General features: G+C 30.2%; 19 protein-coding genes. 4 read left to right on the top strand and 15 right to left on the bottom strand.

What is annotated here, in order from left to right; translation table 11 throughout:
- Positions 1–185: 185 nt before the first annotated feature.
- Positions 186–362 (top strand): flavodoxin family protein, encoded by a 177-nt coding sequence (locus HLB29_RS00400; protein WP_185623190.1) that lies wholly within the window; start codon positions 186–188, stop codon positions 360–362.
- On the opposite strand, the gene HLB29_RS00395 is transcribed toward HLB29_RS00400, so the two are convergent.
- Both HLB29_RS00395 and ilvD read right to left on the bottom strand, forming a co-directional pair.
- Positions 349–1,377, bottom strand: a complete 1,029-nt coding sequence (locus HLB29_RS00395; RefSeq protein ID WP_330604286.1) for an ornithine cyclodeaminase family protein — start codon at positions 1,375–1,377, stop codon at positions 349–351. The two genes, HLB29_RS00400 and HLB29_RS00395, sit on opposite strands and share 14 nt — an antisense overlap.
- On the bottom strand, positions 1,358–3,028 hold the full coding sequence (gene ilvD / locus HLB29_RS00390; RefSeq protein ID WP_185623189.1) for a dihydroxy-acid dehydratase: 1,671 nt from the start codon (positions 3,026–3,028) through the stop codon (positions 1,358–1,360). The genes HLB29_RS00395 and ilvD overlap by 20 nt, the downstream gene beginning before the upstream one ends.
- Positions 3,029–3,307: 279 nt before the next feature.
- Between ilvD and HLB29_RS00385 the strand changes: the two genes are divergently transcribed.
- Entirely contained in the window at positions 3,308–4,171 is an 864-nt protein-coding gene (locus HLB29_RS00385; RefSeq protein WP_185623188.1) for a LysR family transcriptional regulator, read from the top strand.
- 287 nt (positions 4,172–4,458) lie between these two features.
- Here HLB29_RS00385 and HLB29_RS00380 read toward each other — a convergent pair whose 3' ends face one another.
- The 6 genes from HLB29_RS00380 to HLB29_RS00355 are packed head-to-tail and all read right to left on the bottom strand — an operon-like array spanning position 4,459 to position 8,340.
- Positions 4,459–4,971, bottom strand: a complete 513-nt coding sequence (locus HLB29_RS00380; RefSeq protein ID WP_185623187.1) for an O-acetyl-ADP-ribose deacetylase — start codon at positions 4,969–4,971, stop codon at positions 4,459–4,461.
- 56 nt (positions 4,972–5,027) lie between these two features.
- The gene (locus HLB29_RS00375) at positions 5,028–5,501 is read right to left on the bottom strand and encodes a methylated-DNA--[protein]-cysteine S-methyltransferase (RefSeq protein WP_185623186.1); all 474 of its coding nucleotides are present in this window, start codon (positions 5,499–5,501) and stop codon (positions 5,028–5,030) included.
- A 13-nt stretch (positions 5,502–5,514) separates the two neighbouring features.
- Positions 5,515–6,366 carry a hypothetical protein gene (locus tag HLB29_RS00370; protein WP_185623185.1) on the bottom strand — a complete coding sequence of 284 codons (852 nt, stop codon included), beginning with the start codon at positions 6,364–6,366 and terminating at the stop codon, positions 5,515–5,517.
- Complete coding sequence (gene rsmA / locus HLB29_RS00365; RefSeq protein WP_207719479.1) at positions 6,359–7,240, bottom strand: 16S rRNA (adenine(1518)-N(6)/adenine(1519)-N(6))-dimethyltransferase RsmA; 882 nt, start codon at positions 7,238–7,240, stop codon at positions 6,359–6,361. The genes HLB29_RS00370 and rsmA overlap by 8 nt, the downstream gene beginning before the upstream one ends.
- Positions 7,241–7,255: 15 nt before the next feature.
- Positions 7,256–7,795, bottom strand: a complete 540-nt coding sequence (gene rnmV / locus HLB29_RS00360) for a ribonuclease M5 (RefSeq protein ID WP_185623184.1) — start codon at positions 7,793–7,795, stop codon at positions 7,256–7,258.
- Entirely contained in the window at positions 7,795–8,340 is a 546-nt protein-coding gene (locus tag HLB29_RS00355) for a DUF1836 domain-containing protein (RefSeq protein ID WP_185623183.1), read from the bottom strand. Before HLB29_RS00355 ends, rnmV begins: the two co-directional genes overlap by 1 nt.
- Before the next feature lie 226 nt (positions 8,341–8,566).
- Between HLB29_RS00355 and trhA the strand changes: the two genes are divergently transcribed.
- Positions 8,567–9,211, top strand: coding sequence for a PAQR family membrane homeostasis protein TrhA (gene trhA / locus HLB29_RS00350; protein WP_185623182.1), 645 nt, complete (start codon positions 8,567–8,569; stop codon positions 9,209–9,211).
- A gap of 16 nt (positions 9,212–9,227) precedes the next feature.
- Here trhA and HLB29_RS00345 read toward each other — a convergent pair whose 3' ends face one another.
- The 5 genes from HLB29_RS00345 to HLB29_RS00325 all read right to left on the bottom strand — a co-directional run bounded on the left by HLB29_RS00345 (position 9,228) and on the right by HLB29_RS00325 (position 14,518).
- The gene (locus HLB29_RS00345; RefSeq protein ID WP_185623181.1) at positions 9,228–11,234 is read right to left on the bottom strand and encodes an FtsX-like permease family protein; all 2,007 of its coding nucleotides are present in this window, start codon (positions 11,232–11,234) and stop codon (positions 9,228–9,230) included.
- A gap of 2 nt (positions 11,235–11,236) precedes the next feature.
- Positions 11,237–11,989, bottom strand: coding sequence for an ABC transporter ATP-binding protein (locus HLB29_RS00340; protein WP_185623180.1), 753 nt, complete (start codon positions 11,987–11,989; stop codon positions 11,237–11,239).
- 79 nt (positions 11,990–12,068) lie between these two features.
- Positions 12,069–12,998: a sensor histidine kinase gene (locus tag HLB29_RS00335; protein ID WP_243155052.1), complete on the bottom strand. Its 930-nt coding sequence runs from the start codon at positions 12,996–12,998 to the stop codon at positions 12,069–12,071.
- A gap of 24 nt (positions 12,999–13,022) precedes the next feature.
- Positions 13,023–13,709, bottom strand: coding sequence for a response regulator transcription factor (locus HLB29_RS00330; RefSeq protein WP_185623179.1), 687 nt, complete (start codon positions 13,707–13,709; stop codon positions 13,023–13,025).
- Positions 13,710–13,819: 110 nt separating this feature from the next.
- Positions 13,820–14,518 (bottom strand): YoaK family protein, encoded by a 699-nt coding sequence (locus HLB29_RS00325; RefSeq protein ID WP_243155051.1) that lies wholly within the window; start codon positions 14,516–14,518, stop codon positions 13,820–13,822.
- A gap of 313 nt (positions 14,519–14,831) precedes the next feature.
- On the opposite strand from HLB29_RS00325, the gene nagE reads away from it, so the two are divergent.
- A complete protein-coding gene (nagE, locus tag HLB29_RS00320) occupies positions 14,832–16,301 on the top strand; it encodes an N-acetylglucosamine-specific PTS transporter subunit IIBC (RefSeq protein ID WP_185623178.1) in 1,470 nt (489 codons plus the stop codon).
- Positions 16,302–16,457: 156 nt separating this feature from the next.
- Here the strand turns inward: nagE and HLB29_RS00315 are convergent, their stop codons facing one another.
- A complete protein-coding gene (locus HLB29_RS00315; RefSeq protein ID WP_185623177.1) occupies positions 16,458–16,829 on the bottom strand; it encodes a DUF956 family protein in 372 nt (123 codons plus the stop codon).
- A gap of 171 nt (positions 16,830–17,000) precedes the next feature.
- On the bottom strand, positions 17,001–17,918 hold the full coding sequence (locus HLB29_RS00310; RefSeq protein WP_185623176.1) for a PTS system mannose/fructose/sorbose family transporter subunit IID: 918 nt from the start codon (positions 17,916–17,918) through the stop codon (positions 17,001–17,003).
- Positions 17,919–17,933 lie beyond the last annotated feature (15 nt).

The following is a 17,933-nucleotide window of genomic DNA, read 5'->3' as shown; positions in this document are numbered from 1 at the left end:
TATTTGTGACATTAATACTATTAATCAAAAAGCTACTAGCGAAAATGTTTGACAATAAGAGGGATTAATAACACTTAGAATATTTAAATCACTTTTAAACAGGATAAATGAAATCTTTTAATCTAATATATATTAAACTCGAATTTAAACAGTATTTTTAGCAGAACGGAAAGGAGTTGCCTATTATGAATATTGGCGTATATTATTTTACTAGAACCGGTAACTGTAAACGAATTGCAGAGAAAATTGCATCACAATTAAAACTTAATGCACGCGCAATTAAAGACGATGTTGACTGGAGTGGCTGGAAAGCATACTTAAAATTTCAATCCTATGCAAATGGTTATTCTATTCCCATATAGTTCCAATATTTTCTTTTAAAGCCTTATTATATATTTCATTGGCAACTATTAAATCTTGAGTTGCAACGCCAACAGTTTCAAATACTATTATTTCATCATCATTTTCTCTTCCAGCAACTGTTCCTTTTATTACATCACCTATTTCTCCACTAAAATCTTCTTCGGTTATGATTCCTTCTTCTAGTGGTATAAGTATATCTCCTGATTCCGATAAAACAGCTTCTTTAGAATCAAAGAATATTTTTGATGCTCTTGTCAATATCACCGGATCCATCTCTTGCATATGATGCTGATATGCACCTACACAACTGATAGTTGCCCCTTTTTTTATTTTATTTCCGTCAAATACGGGTTTTGTAGAAGGAGTCACTGTAATAACTAAATCGGCATTATCGATAGCATCATCAGAACTTTTTACCGCCATAATCTTGGTTTTAAAGGACGAAAAATTTCTTTCTGCTTCTTTTACAAAGTCGACTGCTCTTTCGTAATTTAAATCATAAACTCTTACTTCATCAAGATCTCTAACGGTTAACATAGCTTCCAATTGAGTTTCTGCTTGTCCCCCTGTTCCTATTAGGGCTCCTATTTTACAGTCTTTTTTTGCCAACAGTTCAAAAGCTACTCCGGATGCGGCTCCCGTTCTTAATTTAGTTACATAGGTACCATCCAAAACAGAAACTACTATGCCGGTTGTTCCATTTATTAATAAGACTTGAGCAGGTGCTGTTGGCATCCCCTTTTCAATATTGCGAGGAAATATATTAACTATTTTCAGCGAGGCTACATCCATATCTTCAACATATGCCGGCATAAATAATAAACATCCATCATATTTTGGAACTTGTATATTAGTTCTTAATGGGGAATTGGTTTTGCCTTCAACAACTAATTTAAAAGCTATTTTATCAGCCTCTATTGCGTCTTTCATTGTAAAAACTTTTTTAATATTTTCTTTTGATAATAATAACATTTTTCTACCTTCTTCTATAAAATTATTTACTGTATTTAGCATCTAAATCCCACGGTTGCATTGCACCACCTTCTTCGGCAGGTCTACACATCTTGGCATATATATTTAGACACCCTTTACCTTCTTTTAAAGCCGGTCTAACCCACTTTTCTCTTCTTATCTTCAGTTCCTCATCAGAAACTGACATTGAAATTTCTCCATTTGGTATATCAATTACTATCTCATCTCCATTTTCCACCAATGCTATATTTCCACCATCATAAGCTTCAGGAGATACATGACCAACTATTGCCCCGAAATTAAATCCGGAAAATCTTGCATCCGATATTAAACCCACGCTTTTATGCAATCCTTTTCCTATCAACGCATCTATACTCAGCATAAGTTCTTTCATTCCCGGTGCACCTTTACATCCCTCATATCTAATTACAATTATGTCTCCAGGAATTATATCGCCTTTTTGTATCGCATCAAATGCATCTCTATCACATTCATATACCTTTGCTTTTCCCTTTATATATTTAACTTCATCATAAACAGCGGTTGGTCTTACTATTGCACCGTTTGGTGATAAATTACCTCTTAAAATTTTTAACCCCGGTTCTTCAAATAAAGGATTTTCAAGGGAATGAATAACTTCATTTTCTAACGGTTTTACATCTTTCAATATATTAGACCAGCTGCACCCATATAAACTCGGCTCATCTATAAATAATTTTTCTTCTAGCATTTTCATAACATTTAAAACCCCGCCGGCATAATGAAAATCAACAACTGTATATGGCCCACTTGGTACAACTGCATTAATACATTTAATTTCCTTTGCATACTTTTCAAAATCCTCCAATGTAAGTTTTATACCTAATTCATATGCATATGACAGTATATGTAAGACTGCATTTGTTGATCCTGCAACAGCCATATCAAACATTATTGAATTTAGCAATATTTTCTCAGTTATTATATCGGATGGTTTTAATTTTTTCTTAGCAATTTCAACAGCATACATACCTGCTTCTCTTGCTTTTCTCAACTTCAAGTTATCCGTTGCCGGTATAGTTGATGTTCCAGGTAATACCATGTTTATTACTTCTCCTATCATTTGCATGGTATTTGCTGTTCCCATAGATGGACAGGCTCCAAATGACGGACATACATTTTCTTCCATTTCCATCAATTCCTCTTCACTCGCTCCTGAAAATCTTTTTGCATCCAAATCTGCTTCGACAACTGTTTCTCCACAATGCTGACCAGGCTGCATAGAACCTCCTGTAATAACAATAGATGGAATATCTAATCTCATAGCTCCCAGATAGCATCCAGCTATTATATTGTCACAAGATGCAACCATGGCTAAACCATCGAAATTATGAACTTTGGAAACAAATTCAATTGACATAGCGACTATATCCCTTCCAACCTGTTCATATTTTAATTCTTCCACACCATTGGCTATATTTCCGCATGTGGCAGGGATACCAAATTCAACCGGTATTCCTCCGGCTGCCCATATACCTTCTTTAACAGCTTCTGCTATCTGTCGCAAATGTGCTGTTCCCGGAGAACCTGCCATATATGAATTTGGTACTCCAATATGAGGTTTGTTTCTAATATCAGCATCGGAATATCCGGCTGCTTTCATCATTACCCTTCTATGAGCCGCATCTGCTCCATTCCAAAATTCAGTTCCCATAATATACCTCCTATTCATAATACTTTACATCTTGTTTTAAGAATAATATTGTGCCTTTTTCCATATTTAGTTTACAATGCCAAAATTTTTATATATTCCATTGCAAAATATATGCTTATATGTTTATAATAAGTCATCAATAGATATATTTGAGTAAATGTATTTTAATGGATATATTCAATTTTTCTTATATATTGTTTTTTAATTTACTCTAGGTAATAATATTAGTTTTTTTTATATCAAATATTATTATTTTTAATAGGCTTGGGAGGATGTATCATGACTAAATATGAAATTATTTTGACTGTTTATGAAACCAAAAGTATATCTAATGCAGCTATAAAACTTAACTATACTCAATCAGCTGTTAGTCAGGCAATTAAAAACTTTGAAAATGAACTTGGAATACAGTTATTTAAACGTTCAAAAAACGGTATGGAATTGATGCCATACACAAAAGAAATTATTAAATGTATTGAATCAATATGTGAATCTGAAGATAGAATGTTTGAAATTTCCTCAGAATTGACAAGTTTGGAAAAAGGATATATAAGAATAGGCTCTATACAAAGTATATCCTATAATTGGTTGCCTGATATACTTTCAATGTTTTCAAACGCCTATCCAAACATTAAATTTGAACTAATAGTAGACGGTTTTGATGAACTAAGAAAAAAAATAAGCAATAATGAACTGGATTGCATTTTTGTTTCTGAATATTCGGTACCTGAATTGAATTTTTCAGCGATAGGGAAAGATGAGCTGGTATTGGTAACACCTTTAGAACATCCGTTAGCTAATAAGTTGTCTATTTCGATTATGGACTTGAATGAAAGTAGTTTTATCCTTTCTGCAGATGGTCTTAACTATGAAACCGGAAAAATATTTGAACAAAATAATATAAAGCCAAAAATAAAATATAGTATTAATGAAGATTTTGCAGTCTTAAAAATGGTGGAAAAAGGATTTGGAATAACAATTTTACCTAAACTTCTTCTTCGTAATATACCTTTTAATGTATGCATAAGATCTTTTAACGAACACTATAATAGAATTCTTGGAATAGCATATTCTAAAGATATTACTCCATCTCCTGCTACTTTGAAATTTATAGACTATGTAAAAAAATGGGGAAATATATAAATCATTTTAAAAAAAATAATAGAATGAACTGAAATAGAAATGACTCAAAAGTCATCACTTTTACCTTTGTCATCACAAAATATGCGTTTTTTCAACGACAACAATCTCTGATAAAAGCTTTTTGACCTACGAGTCATTCTATTTTAATTATAAAGTCATATTTTTAAAATTAACCAATGTATTATTAACAAATATCATAAATTTATTATACAAATAAATTTATAATAAAAATATATATTTAAGCATATTAGTAATTTTATCAAAATTTAGACAGATAACATTTAATACTAATTATTTTCTTTTTTAATATATTTTTCATAAATATTTTGTGTTTCACTATCAAAGCACATCAATATTATATCTATTTCGTAATTACTACTATCTATCCATTTGTAGATGGTTTCTAAGGCTATTTTTGCAGCTTCTTCTTTAGGATATCCATATATACCCGTAGATATAGCAGGAAAAGCTATAGATTTTATGTTATGTTTTTTTGCAAGTTCAAGCGATTTTTCATAGCAGCTAGCTAACATTTCCCTATCATTTTCCGCCCCTGAATATATAGGACCAACAGTATGAATAACATGTTTTGCCTTTAAGTTATATCCTTTAGTAATTTTAGCCTCACCCGTTCTACAACCATTTAATGTTTTACATTCATCCAAAAGTTGTGGACCGGCCGCTCTATGTATTGCCCCATCGACTCCTCCACCACCTAAAAGAGTTTTATTTGCAGCATTTACAATACAATCACATGCAAGTTTTGTAATATCACCTTTTTCAATAAGAATTTTGCTCATATTTGTACCTCCTTTAAAGAATATAACTTTATAAAAATACCTTTAATCCATTATTTTTATGCCTTTATATTGCTTTCTAAATCTAAAAGTCTCTTTTTAAAATCCAGTCCTCCAGCATATCCTACAAGCTTTCCGTCACTTCCAATGACTCTATGACAAGGTACAACTATCATCAGCTTATTTTTGTTGTTAGCATTTCCAACTGCTCTAAATGCTTTTGGACTGCCAATTTTTTCAGCAATTTCTTTATATGTCGAAGTTTTACCATACGGTATTTCACAAAGTGCACTCCATACTTTTATTTGAAAATCCGTACCTTTCAACTTGAATGGAAAGTCAAAAACCTCCCTTTTTCCATCGAAATACTCTTCCAACTGCCAATATACCTTATCAGTCAAATCATTTTTTTCGTTATCTGTTTTTTTAATATCTAATAAATTGAAATTTGATCTGCCAATAGAAATAACTGCTTCTTTATCATATTCTATTTTTATTTGCCCGAACTTTGTATTATATACTGTTACTCCCATATTTTCACCTTTATTAATCACCAAAAATTTCTGTATCCAAGTATTCGTACAAGTCTTTATAGACTTCATAATAAGCTATATTATCTCCTGATGTAACTTTAATAAAGTCTTTTCCCATAGTTTGTATTATTATATCTCTATTTGATTTTTTGATTTTTATGGTAAAATTCTTTTTACTTTTTTGAAAATCTTTCTCAGGTTGTATTTTTCCAACCTCTCTTTTATATAATATTTTATGAATTAAATCATCTTTCTTCCAAGGCATAATACCTTTTTCATCATTTCCTTTACATACTCTTATTTTGCCTAAATCCTTTTTATTTACTATATAATCCACAGATGTAAATATCATTCGATTATACATTGACTGAAAATCCGACTTGACAGCTACAGGTATTTTATAATATTCTGTTTTATCTCTATCTTTCACCACAAAATAATTAAAATCCGTTTCAAATTCAATACCGGTATTTGTCTTACCCCTGTTATCAGGTTCAAATTTTCCATCAATACCTCTAAGTTTAACAAAAGAAATGGTAATTCTATTAAAATTATCCATCATCTCTCCTTCGACTTTAATATCTTCAATATTTCCACTTGAAATAAACATTTTTTTCGATTCATTAAATCTAAGAAGTACCGATTTTTTTCTATCTTCAATCTCTTTTCTTTCTAACTCTTGTTGAACTCTATTTTTTTCTCCTCTGGTGTCTATATTAACTATATCAGTTTTAGGGCTACTGGAAATCCACTTTCTAAATACTTTAAAAGAAAAACTGTATACCAAAAAGAAAAGAATTATAACGAGAATAATCAACACTGTCTTATTTAATTTTGAAATACTGTTAAAAATTCTCCTAAACATACTTTTCCTCCTTAACAAAGGCATTGAAGCAATTTGCAAGCTTTGAAAACTCATCCAGGCTTAAAGTCTCGCCCCTTCTTTTTTCATCTATGCCAGCATCAAATAATATTTGTGATATATCTTTTTTATCTAATATTCCCATACTGGATAAAGAGTTTAATAAAGTCTTCCTCCTTTGTCCAAAAGATGCCTTTACAATTTTAAAAAATAAGTCTTCATTATTTACTTTATATTTTCTTTCCGGTCTTACCCTAAGTGCAATTACTATAGAATCTACATTTGGTTGGGGAACAAACAAATGTCTAGGTACTTTCGATATTATTTCCGTGTCACAATAATATTGAACCGCTACGGAAAGTGCTCCAAAATCTTTTCCTCCGGGATTTGCATTCATTCTCTCAGCTACTTCTTTTTGTACCATTACAACCATATCCGTTACATTTATATTTTCTTCCAAAAACCTCATTATTATAGGCGTAGTAATATAGTAGGGCAAATTAGCTATTAATTTTACAGGACCTCCATCTAAGTTTTCATCGATTAACTTTTTTATATCCGCTTTTATTATATCTTCATTCACTATCTTTATATTATCAAAGCCCGATAAAGTTTCTTCTAAGATTGGTATTAAGTTTTTATCTATTTCAATTGCCATCACCTTATCTGCAACATTACATAACTCTCTGGTCAAAGTTCCTATTCCCGGACCTACTTCAATAACCTTATCTCCTTTTTTAACATTTGCACCTTCTAAAATTTTATCAATTATATTATCATCAATCAAAAAATTTTGTCCTAGTGATTTCGTGAATTTAAATCCATATTTTTTTACTACTTCCATAGTCGCACTATGAGATGATAGTCTACTCACCATTATTTTACCTACTTCCTATCTATTTTCAAACTCTTTTACAGCATTTTCAAACTCTTCTCTCGTCACACCATAATTATTCAGTCTGTTTAGAAACTGTTTTGAATTACCATATCCGATTCCTAATTTTCTTCCCACTAAATCTCTCTTATATGAAGAATTATCTCCACCTATTAGTTCATTTTTTATCAGATCAATATTTGAAAATTCATTCCTATTCTCTTTAATTTCAGTTCTTACATTCGAAAGAGCCGACAATATACTTTCCGGACTTGCATTCTCTATACCTATGTCTCCATTTTTCATTGCTTCTTCCCTTGGCAGAAATGCATGTTTACATCCCGGAACTTCATCCGAAATTTTCTTTCTTATTTTTTCGCCTGCGAAATCCGGATCAGTAAATATTATTACTCCCCTTCTTTCTTGGGCAGATTTTATTCTTTCCATTACACCTTTTGGAAAGCCAAAACCTCCCGTAGCTATCAATTCACATTCTATTGCTCTTTTGACTGCTGTTATATCATCTCTTCCTTCGACTACTATTACTTCTTTTATCATTACTCTTCTCCTCTTATTATGGCCCTTGCGGCTTCACTTAATATATTAGAATAATAACAAAGAATTAGTACATCCAACATTTTATTTTCCTGTATTATTATGTCATCTTCTCTGAATTTTGAAAGAATATTCTCTAATTGACTTCTTGTTATTTCATTCATTATATTTTTTTTATCTAAAAATATTTTATATACTTTTTCCAGTTCAATAACTTTCTCTTGAGAATTCTCTTCATTGCTTATTGCCATGTCTACAGCATCCTTTATTTCAGATAAACTTATATTTCTTTTTAATATACATATCATAATTATCATAAGTATATGTTCTTTATTGTATTTCTTCTTTACTGCCGGCTTTATTATTCCACCTTTTGCATAATTATTTATCATAGTCTTTGTAAGTTCCTGCTCTCCATAATTATATGGAAAACACTTATCAAAAAGAGTTAAAACCTGATCCATATACAAATCAATATTTGGAATATCCTCAATTTTTATATCTTCTTTTTCCATTAATTCATCTATTATTCTTCCTAAGCTATACATCTTAACCTCCTTTAGGTTAACTTCCGATACTATCTATAATCACAAATAAATTTTATACATTCTAATAGTATATTTTGGGCTATAAAATATATTATACCAAATTGTCATAAATTATAGTATAGTTTAAGACATATTAAACTTGATTTTTCCAATTATATATTGTATACTATATTTGAAAGTAGTTTTTAATACCATATATGAAGTTAATTAAAACGAGGTGAAAAATATGCAGACTTTAAGAGACCCAATTAGCTCTATAACACATTTGATAGGAGGACTTCTGTCTATATTAGCTCTAGTGTTGCTAATTACAAAACAACTGGTATTCGGATACCACAGTATATCATTATTTGTTTCCACTATTATCTTTGGATCATCAATGATACTTTTATATTTTACGAGCGGTATTTACCATGCAATTAGTGCTACAAAAGAAAGGGCCGTACTTTTTATGAAAAAGTTGGATCATTCTATGATATATGTGTTGATAGCAGGATCGTACTCTCCATTTTGCCTTTATGTGCTTCCTAAAAAAATTGGAGTTCCGGTATTTACAATTCTTTGGGCAATTGCGATTGCGGGTATAGTGATGAAAGTTCTTTGGATAAATATGCCTAGAAAATTATCTTCCTCTTTATACATAGCAATGGGCTGGTTTGCAATCTTTGTAATAAAAGATTTATATGTTCATCTTCAACTGGAAGCTTTCTTACTTTTAGTTTTAGGGGGCGTTCTATATACAGTAGGCGGGGTAATTTATGCAATAAAAAAACCAAACTTAAAAGTATGGAATTTCCATGATATATTCCATATCTTTATAATGCTTGGTTCTTTATCTCATTTCTTACTTGTATTTTTGTTTTTAATATAGAAATATATATTTAAGATTATCTGACTATCTTATAATAGATGTTTGAAGTGATTTTATAAATAATTAAATACACAATTATAAATACTGCTAATACCATAACATTATTGGCAATAAATACACTGTATTTTCTTATTCCAAATAAACCTAAAAGTTGGTATACTATTTTAGAAGCTACCATTGAATGTATAAACGCCACTATTAATGGTGTTATAAACATCCACACTATTTGTGATGATGAAGTCTTTCTTACTAGCTTATCCGGTAGACCAACTTTTCTCATTATTTGGAATTGTTTTCTATCCTCAAATCCTTCAGATACCTGTTTATAGTATGATATTAATATCGTTCCTGTCAAAAACACCATACCTATTACTATACCTAAAAATAAGAAACCTCCATTCATTTCATAGATAAATTTTTTATAGTCATTCCTCACTTCCAGAGCAATATTTTTATCCTCTGTAATTTTTTTCAGTTTTGCATCATAATTACTTCCTTTATTTTTTATATTCCACCCATACTCTATGGAAATTTTTGAAGGATACTCATTTCCTTTTCTATCTCTGGTTTTATAGTAATTTGTTGCGTCTAAAAATACTTTTCTAGTTGGTGTTACTATTCTAAAGGTTTCAACACCTATATTTCCGGGAATATCATCTTCCACTTTTCTCACCCTATATTCTTTGTCGCCAAATATAATTTTATCATCTTTTAATAGTCTCTTAACATTAGAGGTAAGCAATATTTCATTTTCTTTAATGCTAATATTTTTTCTTGATACACTGTTATATGAATCAATAGGTTCAATAATTGCATAACATCCTATATCAATAGCTTTTCCGGTATCGGATATTTTCCCTGTGGCCATTTTGGGATAAGTAAACCTGTTTCCTTCCTTGGAAACGTACGTGAACACCTGCTCGGACATATATGGATTCTTTATCTTTTCACTACCCGAAATACTTGTATCTGCAATTTTTTTCAACTCTTTTTTATATAATTCTATTTTCTGAGGATTCGTTTTATAATCCACATATTCATTACTAATAATAGAGTATTCTCTTGGAATAACATTATTTGCTGCTTTATCTATACTCCTATAAATAGAAATCGTAGCAGATAAAGTTATTATAACTCCTGTACAAAGAACCGTTATACTGGCAAGGCCTACAGCATTTGCCTTCATTCTATAAAGCATTCCTGACACAGATAAAAAATTTTTATCCTTATAAAAATACTTTTTATTATTCTTCATAATTTTTAATACAATTATTGAAAAAGATATAAATAAGAAATATGTTCCTACTATCACAAATAAAGATGCTACAAAGAAAAGCCCCAGACTCTTTAATGTACCTTCAATTGTCAGTGCTAAATAATATCCATACCCTAAAGCCAATAAACCTAATATAGTCAAAATTAGTTTAGACTTTGGTTCTCCTTCTCCTTTATGTTGTTTGGCAATAAGTTCTATTGGTGACACATTTTTTATATTTAGTACATTTATAATATATATTGAAACATAAATCACAAAAATAAATATCATAGTTAAAACTAAAGCAAAGCCTGAAAATGGATAATCCATTAAATTTGCACTCATATCAGCCATAAGTTTATTAAGAAACATAAACATCAACTTTCCTATCAAATGCCCTCCTAATATACTGATTGTCGATATGAACAAAAAATTAATAAATTGCTCTATGCTTATTATCCTCTTTATGTGTTTTTTTTCCAACCCCAAAATGCCATATAAAGCGAACTCTCTATTTCTTCTCTTTACTAAAAATCTATTAGCATAAATTATAAAAATATATGTAAAAATTGATATTATTATGCACCCAAAATTAATTAACATGGGTAATGATGTATGTCTAGTTTTCACAAATTCATTTTGTAAAAGAGAAAACATTATATAGAGTAAAGAAATCATCAAACTGCTTGACAATATAAATGGTATGATAAATAATTTATTGGCTCTGATATTTTTTACTGCAAAATTACTCGCAATTCTGATATTCATATCTAAACACCTCTCTTACCTAAAACAGATTGTGCTTGATTTATTCTCTCCATAAAATCACCTGAAGATTCATCTCCCCTATATATTTCATGGTATACTACTCCGTCTTTTATAAATAATACCCTACTGGCATATGATGCCGCTCTAAGTGAATGTGTTACCATTAAAATTGTCTGTCCACTTTTATTTATATTATTAAAAAGTCTTAGAATCATTTCAGATGATGATGAATCCAATGCACCTGTTGGCTCGTCAGCCAATATTAGGCTGGGATTCGTTATTATCGCCCTTGCTATTGCAACCCTTTGTTTCTGACCACCGGAAATTTCATAAGGATATTTATCAAGTATTTTTTCTATCCCTAATTCCGGTGCTATTTTATCCAATTTTTTTTTCATACTTTCATACCTATGATTTGATAATACCAGGGGTAAATATATATTATCTCTATTATTAAAAGTATCCAATAAATTAAAATCCTGAAATACAAACCCCAACTCTTTTCTCCTAAAAGCCGCAACCTGGCTTTCTTTTAATAAACTTACATTTTTACCTGCTATAAGTACATTTCCTTCAGTAGGTTTATCAAGCGTTGCCAATATATTAAGCAAAGTAGTCTTACCACTTCCGGATTCTCCCATTATTGCTATAAACTCTCCTTCATCTACGGAAAAATTTATCTTAGAAAGTGCTTCTGTATTAAATCCTTTTCCAGAATATACTTTTTTAATATTTTTTACATCTAATATAGTCATCTTGAATACCTCCTTCATCTTAATTTTATTTTATCAAGATTTTAAATTCGGAGCATTTATCTAAGATGACAAAACTTATCTAATCCTTACAAAATTGAAAGTTTTGGAAATAAATGCTAAAATTACTCCCCTCTCCTATCTTTGATTCAACATCAATTAAAATTGAAAGTTTTTTTGAAATCTCTTTCACTAAAAATAATCCCAATCCGCTTGATTTTTGATTCAATCTACCATTAAAGCCCGAATATCCTTTATCAAATATTTTTGGTATATCTTCCGACCTTATTCCTATTCCTGTGTCTGAAATATATAATTTTTTATCCTCTTTATCATACTTTATACTTACCTTTCCATTTCTGGTGTATTTTACCGCATTTGAAATTATCTGTTCTATTAGTATACTTAGCCATTTTGAATCCGATATTACATAATCATTTATCGGATAGTATTCTAAAGATATTGCGTTTCCTATAAATAATATCGAATATTTTTTTAGTATAGGTCGTATCACATCATCCAGTTTTATATTTGTTATATCCATACTATTGTTGATATCTGATATTTTCAAATAATCCATCGCCATATTAGTGTAGTCCTCTATAAAGAACAACTGAGTTTTAATTAAATTCAAGTCAAGATTCTCATTCTCTGTAATTAATTTGGCTGCTGTAATCGGGGTTTTAATCTGATGTACCCACATCAAAAAATATTCATTTAAATCACTTATATAATTATTCATAGTATGCTTTAAATTGGAATTCTCACTTTTTAATAACTCTATCTTTGCTTTTAGATCTAATTCTTTTTTAAAATTCAAAAAAGAAATAAAAGTATAAATAAGGGTAAAAAAGATTACTATTTCCAGTGATAAAAAATATACATCCATATCAATTCTATTTAGAGAAAAAACAACCCAAAATAACAAAAGAATTAACAATATAGAAATATAAATACCTTTATTTTTATCTATAAAATTCAAAAAATTTCCATTCATATTTTTATTATTCATAATTACCACCTTATAAAAATAGTTTTAATACCATTTTTCGTCTTTATTCATAAAATAGCCTTTACCCTTCTTAGTTTGAATAATACCTTCCAGACCAATTCTATTCATTTTTTTTCTTAGCCTCGTAATATTTACAGCTAATGTATTATCATCAATAAAACTATCTCCTTGCCAACATCTATCCATAATTTTTTCTCTAGACACAATATCCCCCTGAGATTTTAAAAGAATTTCCAGTATTAGTAACTCCGTTTTTGTTAGAGTTGCTTCCTCTTCTTTAAAGCATACCTTTGATTCAGATATAAAAAGCTGAACCTCTCCGAAACTCAAATAATCTATATCTTTGGTAAAGTTATAGCATCTTCTGATAACAGCTTGTATTTTTGCCACAGTTACATCCAAATTTATAGGTTTTGATATATAGTCATCTCCACCGAACTGCATAGCCATCACAATATCCATATTTTCGTTTTTGGAGGATATAAATATTATTGGAACATTTGATAACTTCCTTATTTCTTGACACCAATAATATCCATTGTAAAATGGTAAAATAATATCCAAAAGTATTAACTGAGGATTTTCATTTGTAAATATTTCTGTAATATTATCAAACTTGTCCACACAATAAACATTATATCCCCATTTTTTAAGCTCATTGCCAATAGATTCTCTAATAATTAAGTCATCCTCTATAATCATTATTTTCATATTTCAACACCTACCTTATCGTGTTTTCTAATTTTTAACTATTTAATTTTATTTTTTAAAAAGTGTAAAATAATTTATTTTAACATATTGATAATTTTTTCACAACGAAATTAAATCGCTCCTTTTTCTTTTTTAAACATAAGAATAAATACTAAAAACATTATAAACGAATCAATCCAAATAGTCTTTATACCTAATTTGCTGGATATAAATGCACCAAACGCCGCACCAATACAAAACACCAATATTATGAAATAATAATAAAGACTTTTCTTTTTAAGACTCTTGTCGGGCTTCCCGAATTTTTTACTCTGTGAATACTTCACAAGTATCTCCGTACCGCTTCTCATATTTCCAGTACACATAGTAGTTGCAATTGGTATATCGACAAATTTTCTAAAACTTTCCACCTGCATGGCACATACTAGAGATATAGTAATATTGGCCCAGCTATCCATAAAATGTGGCATAAACCCTACACCGAAAAGCATTACAAACTCTAAAAAAATTATGATCTGTCTCCAGTGAATAGTATCTAAATACTTGTATTTACTTTTTATATAGTCAGTCAGATAGACTCCTATTATAAAAGCAAGTATCGGGAGTACATATTTGAATGCAGATATAAAATTACCATTGGCTAAATTATGTCCCATTAAAACCAAATTTCCCGTTTGTGCATTAGCAAATATATGGCCTCTTATATTATATGAATAAGCGTCCCTAAAGCCACCGCCAAATGTTAAAAGAACTCCCACTAATGTGGATTCTGACATTTGAATATTATTCTTTACAAATTCAAATTTCATAATTAATCCCTTTCTTAATTTACTATATATATAATATCATAAAAAACTATACCTCTATATATGAAATTAGTTTTCATTTTTCATTTTTTTACTAAACAAATATTTTTATACTTTTTTAATAATAGTTTTATTTATTTTTTTCTAACTTTTTTAATATTTTTCTTTATTATGATTATCAATATATCTTGTTTTAATATTTCTGCTATTGATTTTTAACTCTAAAAACTCTTTTTTTATACAAAAAACCTTTTCCAATTGTATGAATTTTATGATATACTAAAATTAATTTCAAATATTTAAGGAGGTTTTATTTATGATGAAAAAACTACAAGAACTAGGTAAGGCCTTAATGCAACCAGTTGCAATACTTCCTGTAGCTGCTCTTTTAATGGGTATAGGTTACTGGATAGATCCTACTGGTTGGGGCGCTGGTAGTCCTATCGCGGCATTTTTTATTAAAGCCGGTGATTCTGTTTTGGGTAACCTAGGTATATTATTTGCAGTTGGTGTGTCATATGGTATATCAGAAGATAAGAATGGTTCAGCTGCTCTTTCAGGTCTAGTTGCCTTTCTAGTTGTAACCACATTATTGTCTGCTGATGCTATCTCGCAATTTAGAGGTATAGCAGTTGAAACACTACCAGTTGCTCAAGGTTGGGGAGCTATTAACAATAAAAATGTATTTTTAGGCATCATATCAGGTATAGTTTCAGCTAAAACATATAATAAATTCCATAAAGTTGAACTACCTCAGGCATTTGCTTTCTTTAGCGGTAGAAGATTAGCTCCAATAATGACGGCATTATTCATGTTAATAGTTTCGTTTATATTATACTTTGTATGGCCTTTTATTTATTCTGCATTGGTTGCATTTGGTACTTCTATTCAGAAACTAGGTCCTGCCGGTGCCGGTATTTATGGTTTTTTCAATAGACTTTTAATACCTACTGGTCTTCATCATGCTTTAAACTCAGTATTCTGGTTTGATATAGCAGGAATCAATGATATTGGTAAATTTTTAGGTGGTGCTAAATCAATTGCTGATGGAACTGGAATAAAAGGTGTGACAGGTATGTATCAAGCCGGATTTTTCCCAATTATGATGTTTGGTCTTCCAGGGGCAGCTCTTGCAATGTATAAAAATGCAAAACCTGAAAAAAAGACAATAACTAAGTCATTAATGATTGCAGGTATGGTAGCCTCATTTACTACTGGTGTTACAGAGCCTATAGAATTCGCATTTATGTTCCTTGCACCTGGATTATATCTACTACATGCAGTGTTGACCGGAATTTCTGTGGCTATTGCTGCTTCACTACACTGGACTGCAGGTTTTGGATTCAGTGCAGGTCTTATAGACTTTGTGCTTTCTTTAAGAAATCCATTAGCAAACAAACCATATATGCTTTTATTATTAGGCGTTGTATTTTTCTTTATTTATTACTTCTCATTCAGTTTTGCTATCAAGACTTTTAATATAAAGACACCTGGAAGAGAGGATGATACAGAAGAAACTGAAGTAAAAATTGAACCAAATAATTTTACTAAAAAATCTGAAATTATAATTGAAGGTTTAGGTGGAATTGACAATATATCTTCAATAGATTATTGTGCAACTAGATTGAGAACAGAAATTAAAGATGCTGGTATAGTAGATGATTCTAAGATTAAATCGGCTGGTATTTTAGGTCTGATTAAACCATCTGAAAAAAATGTTCAAGTTATTATAGGTCCAAAGGTTCAATTCGTATATGATGAAGTCAAGAGAATAACCGGAAAATAGTATTTATAAAATATTATAGAGATTAATTTAGCAAAAATAGAATTTTATAAAAATATAATCTGTAAAAATAAATAGAAAATTATAAATCCTTCTATGTTAAGTATTTTTAATCATAGAAGGATTTATAATTTTTAAAACCTTTTTCATAAACTATTATTACTTATTAATTATTCTTTTAAAACTCCTACTTATGACCTGAAAAAAAGAATCTGATTTTACTAATTTCTCAGAAGGAATATATTTATTTACAGCCCTCAATAATTTTTTATTGTCTTTAGATGAAAAAGAATAATTCCCATTGTTTTTAGTAAAAATGGCAAATCTACTAATCCATTTCCCCTTTAAAATAACAGAAGCTGCAATATAATCAACTTCAGTCCATGGTATCTGTATATAATCATTGACATTTCTGTCATTGTAATATTCAAATGCTTTATCTCCAACCATTACTTTTCCGTAACTCAAAACTCCAAAATAAGATGTTGCATCTATTGTTAAATCTACCTTCGTATTCATAGATTGAGCCATATTATCCCCCCTATTGCTTCATAGTTCAAATTTTATATTTATCAGTAATCATTCTTTTTTAGAAATTGCTCTTTACTAATATATTATCATATTCATATAAATTATAAAAGCTCGGATGCATCCGAGCTTTTATAATTACAGTATGTATTTATACATTTTTTATGTACCAAATTACATAATTCCTGCCAATCTAGCAGCTATACCAACTATGAATAAAGCAATTATTATTACTATAGGAGAAACTTTCTTCTTTAGTAAATAACAGCAAAGTAAAGTAAGCAATAAAGCTGCCAAACCAGGTATTAATGAGTCCAAGTTCTGCTGTAAAGTTGTTACTTTATACATACTTAAGCCATTTGCACCTAAAGCATTGTATTGTTCCAATGCCATTTTTATACCATCTGCTCCATCCGGAAGCTTTGTCCAGTCTATATAAGCCCCTGGAGCCTGCTTCACTTTAGATACAATTGAAGTGAAGCCAATGCTTACCCAACGCTGAACAAGAGCACCTATTATGAACATACCAAGCATTGAAGCACCTTGAGTAATTTTTCCTAAAAGTCCTCCCGATAAGTCCTGAGTAATTGTAGTACCAACTTTATACCCAAATTCCTGAGTATACCACATAAATCCAAAACGAACTACATTCCAAATAACAAAGAATAATAATGGCCCTGCTATACTACCACCTAATGCTAGAGAAGCACCTAAAGCACCTAATATTGGACGAGCTGTAAACCAGAATACCGGATCTCCCACACCAGCAAGAGGTCCCATCATACCAATCTTAACACCTTGAATAGCCGCATCTTCAACCGGAAGCCCATTAGCACGTTCTTCTTCCAGAGCCAATGTAACCCCCATAACCGGTGCAGATACATAAGGATGTGTATTATAAAATTCTAAGTGACGCTGCAATGCAGCAATTTGATCATCCTTATTAGGATATAGTTTTTTTATAGCCGGGATAATTGAGTAGGCCCAACCACCATTTTGCATACGTTCATAGTTCCAAGAACCCTGAAGGTATTGGTGACGCAGAGCTACTGAAAAACGTTCCTTTTTTGATAACTGTATTTTATTTTCCATTTTCTCTTCCTCCTT

The sequence above is a fragment of the Peptostreptococcus canis genome, assembly GCF_014229965.1.
GTDB classification, from domain to species: Bacteria; Bacillota; Clostridia; order Peptostreptococcales; family Peptostreptococcaceae; genus Peptostreptococcus; species Peptostreptococcus canis.
The sequence above is the reverse complement of the archived record's forward strand: the minus strand, read 5'-3'. Positions and strand labels throughout refer to the sequence as shown.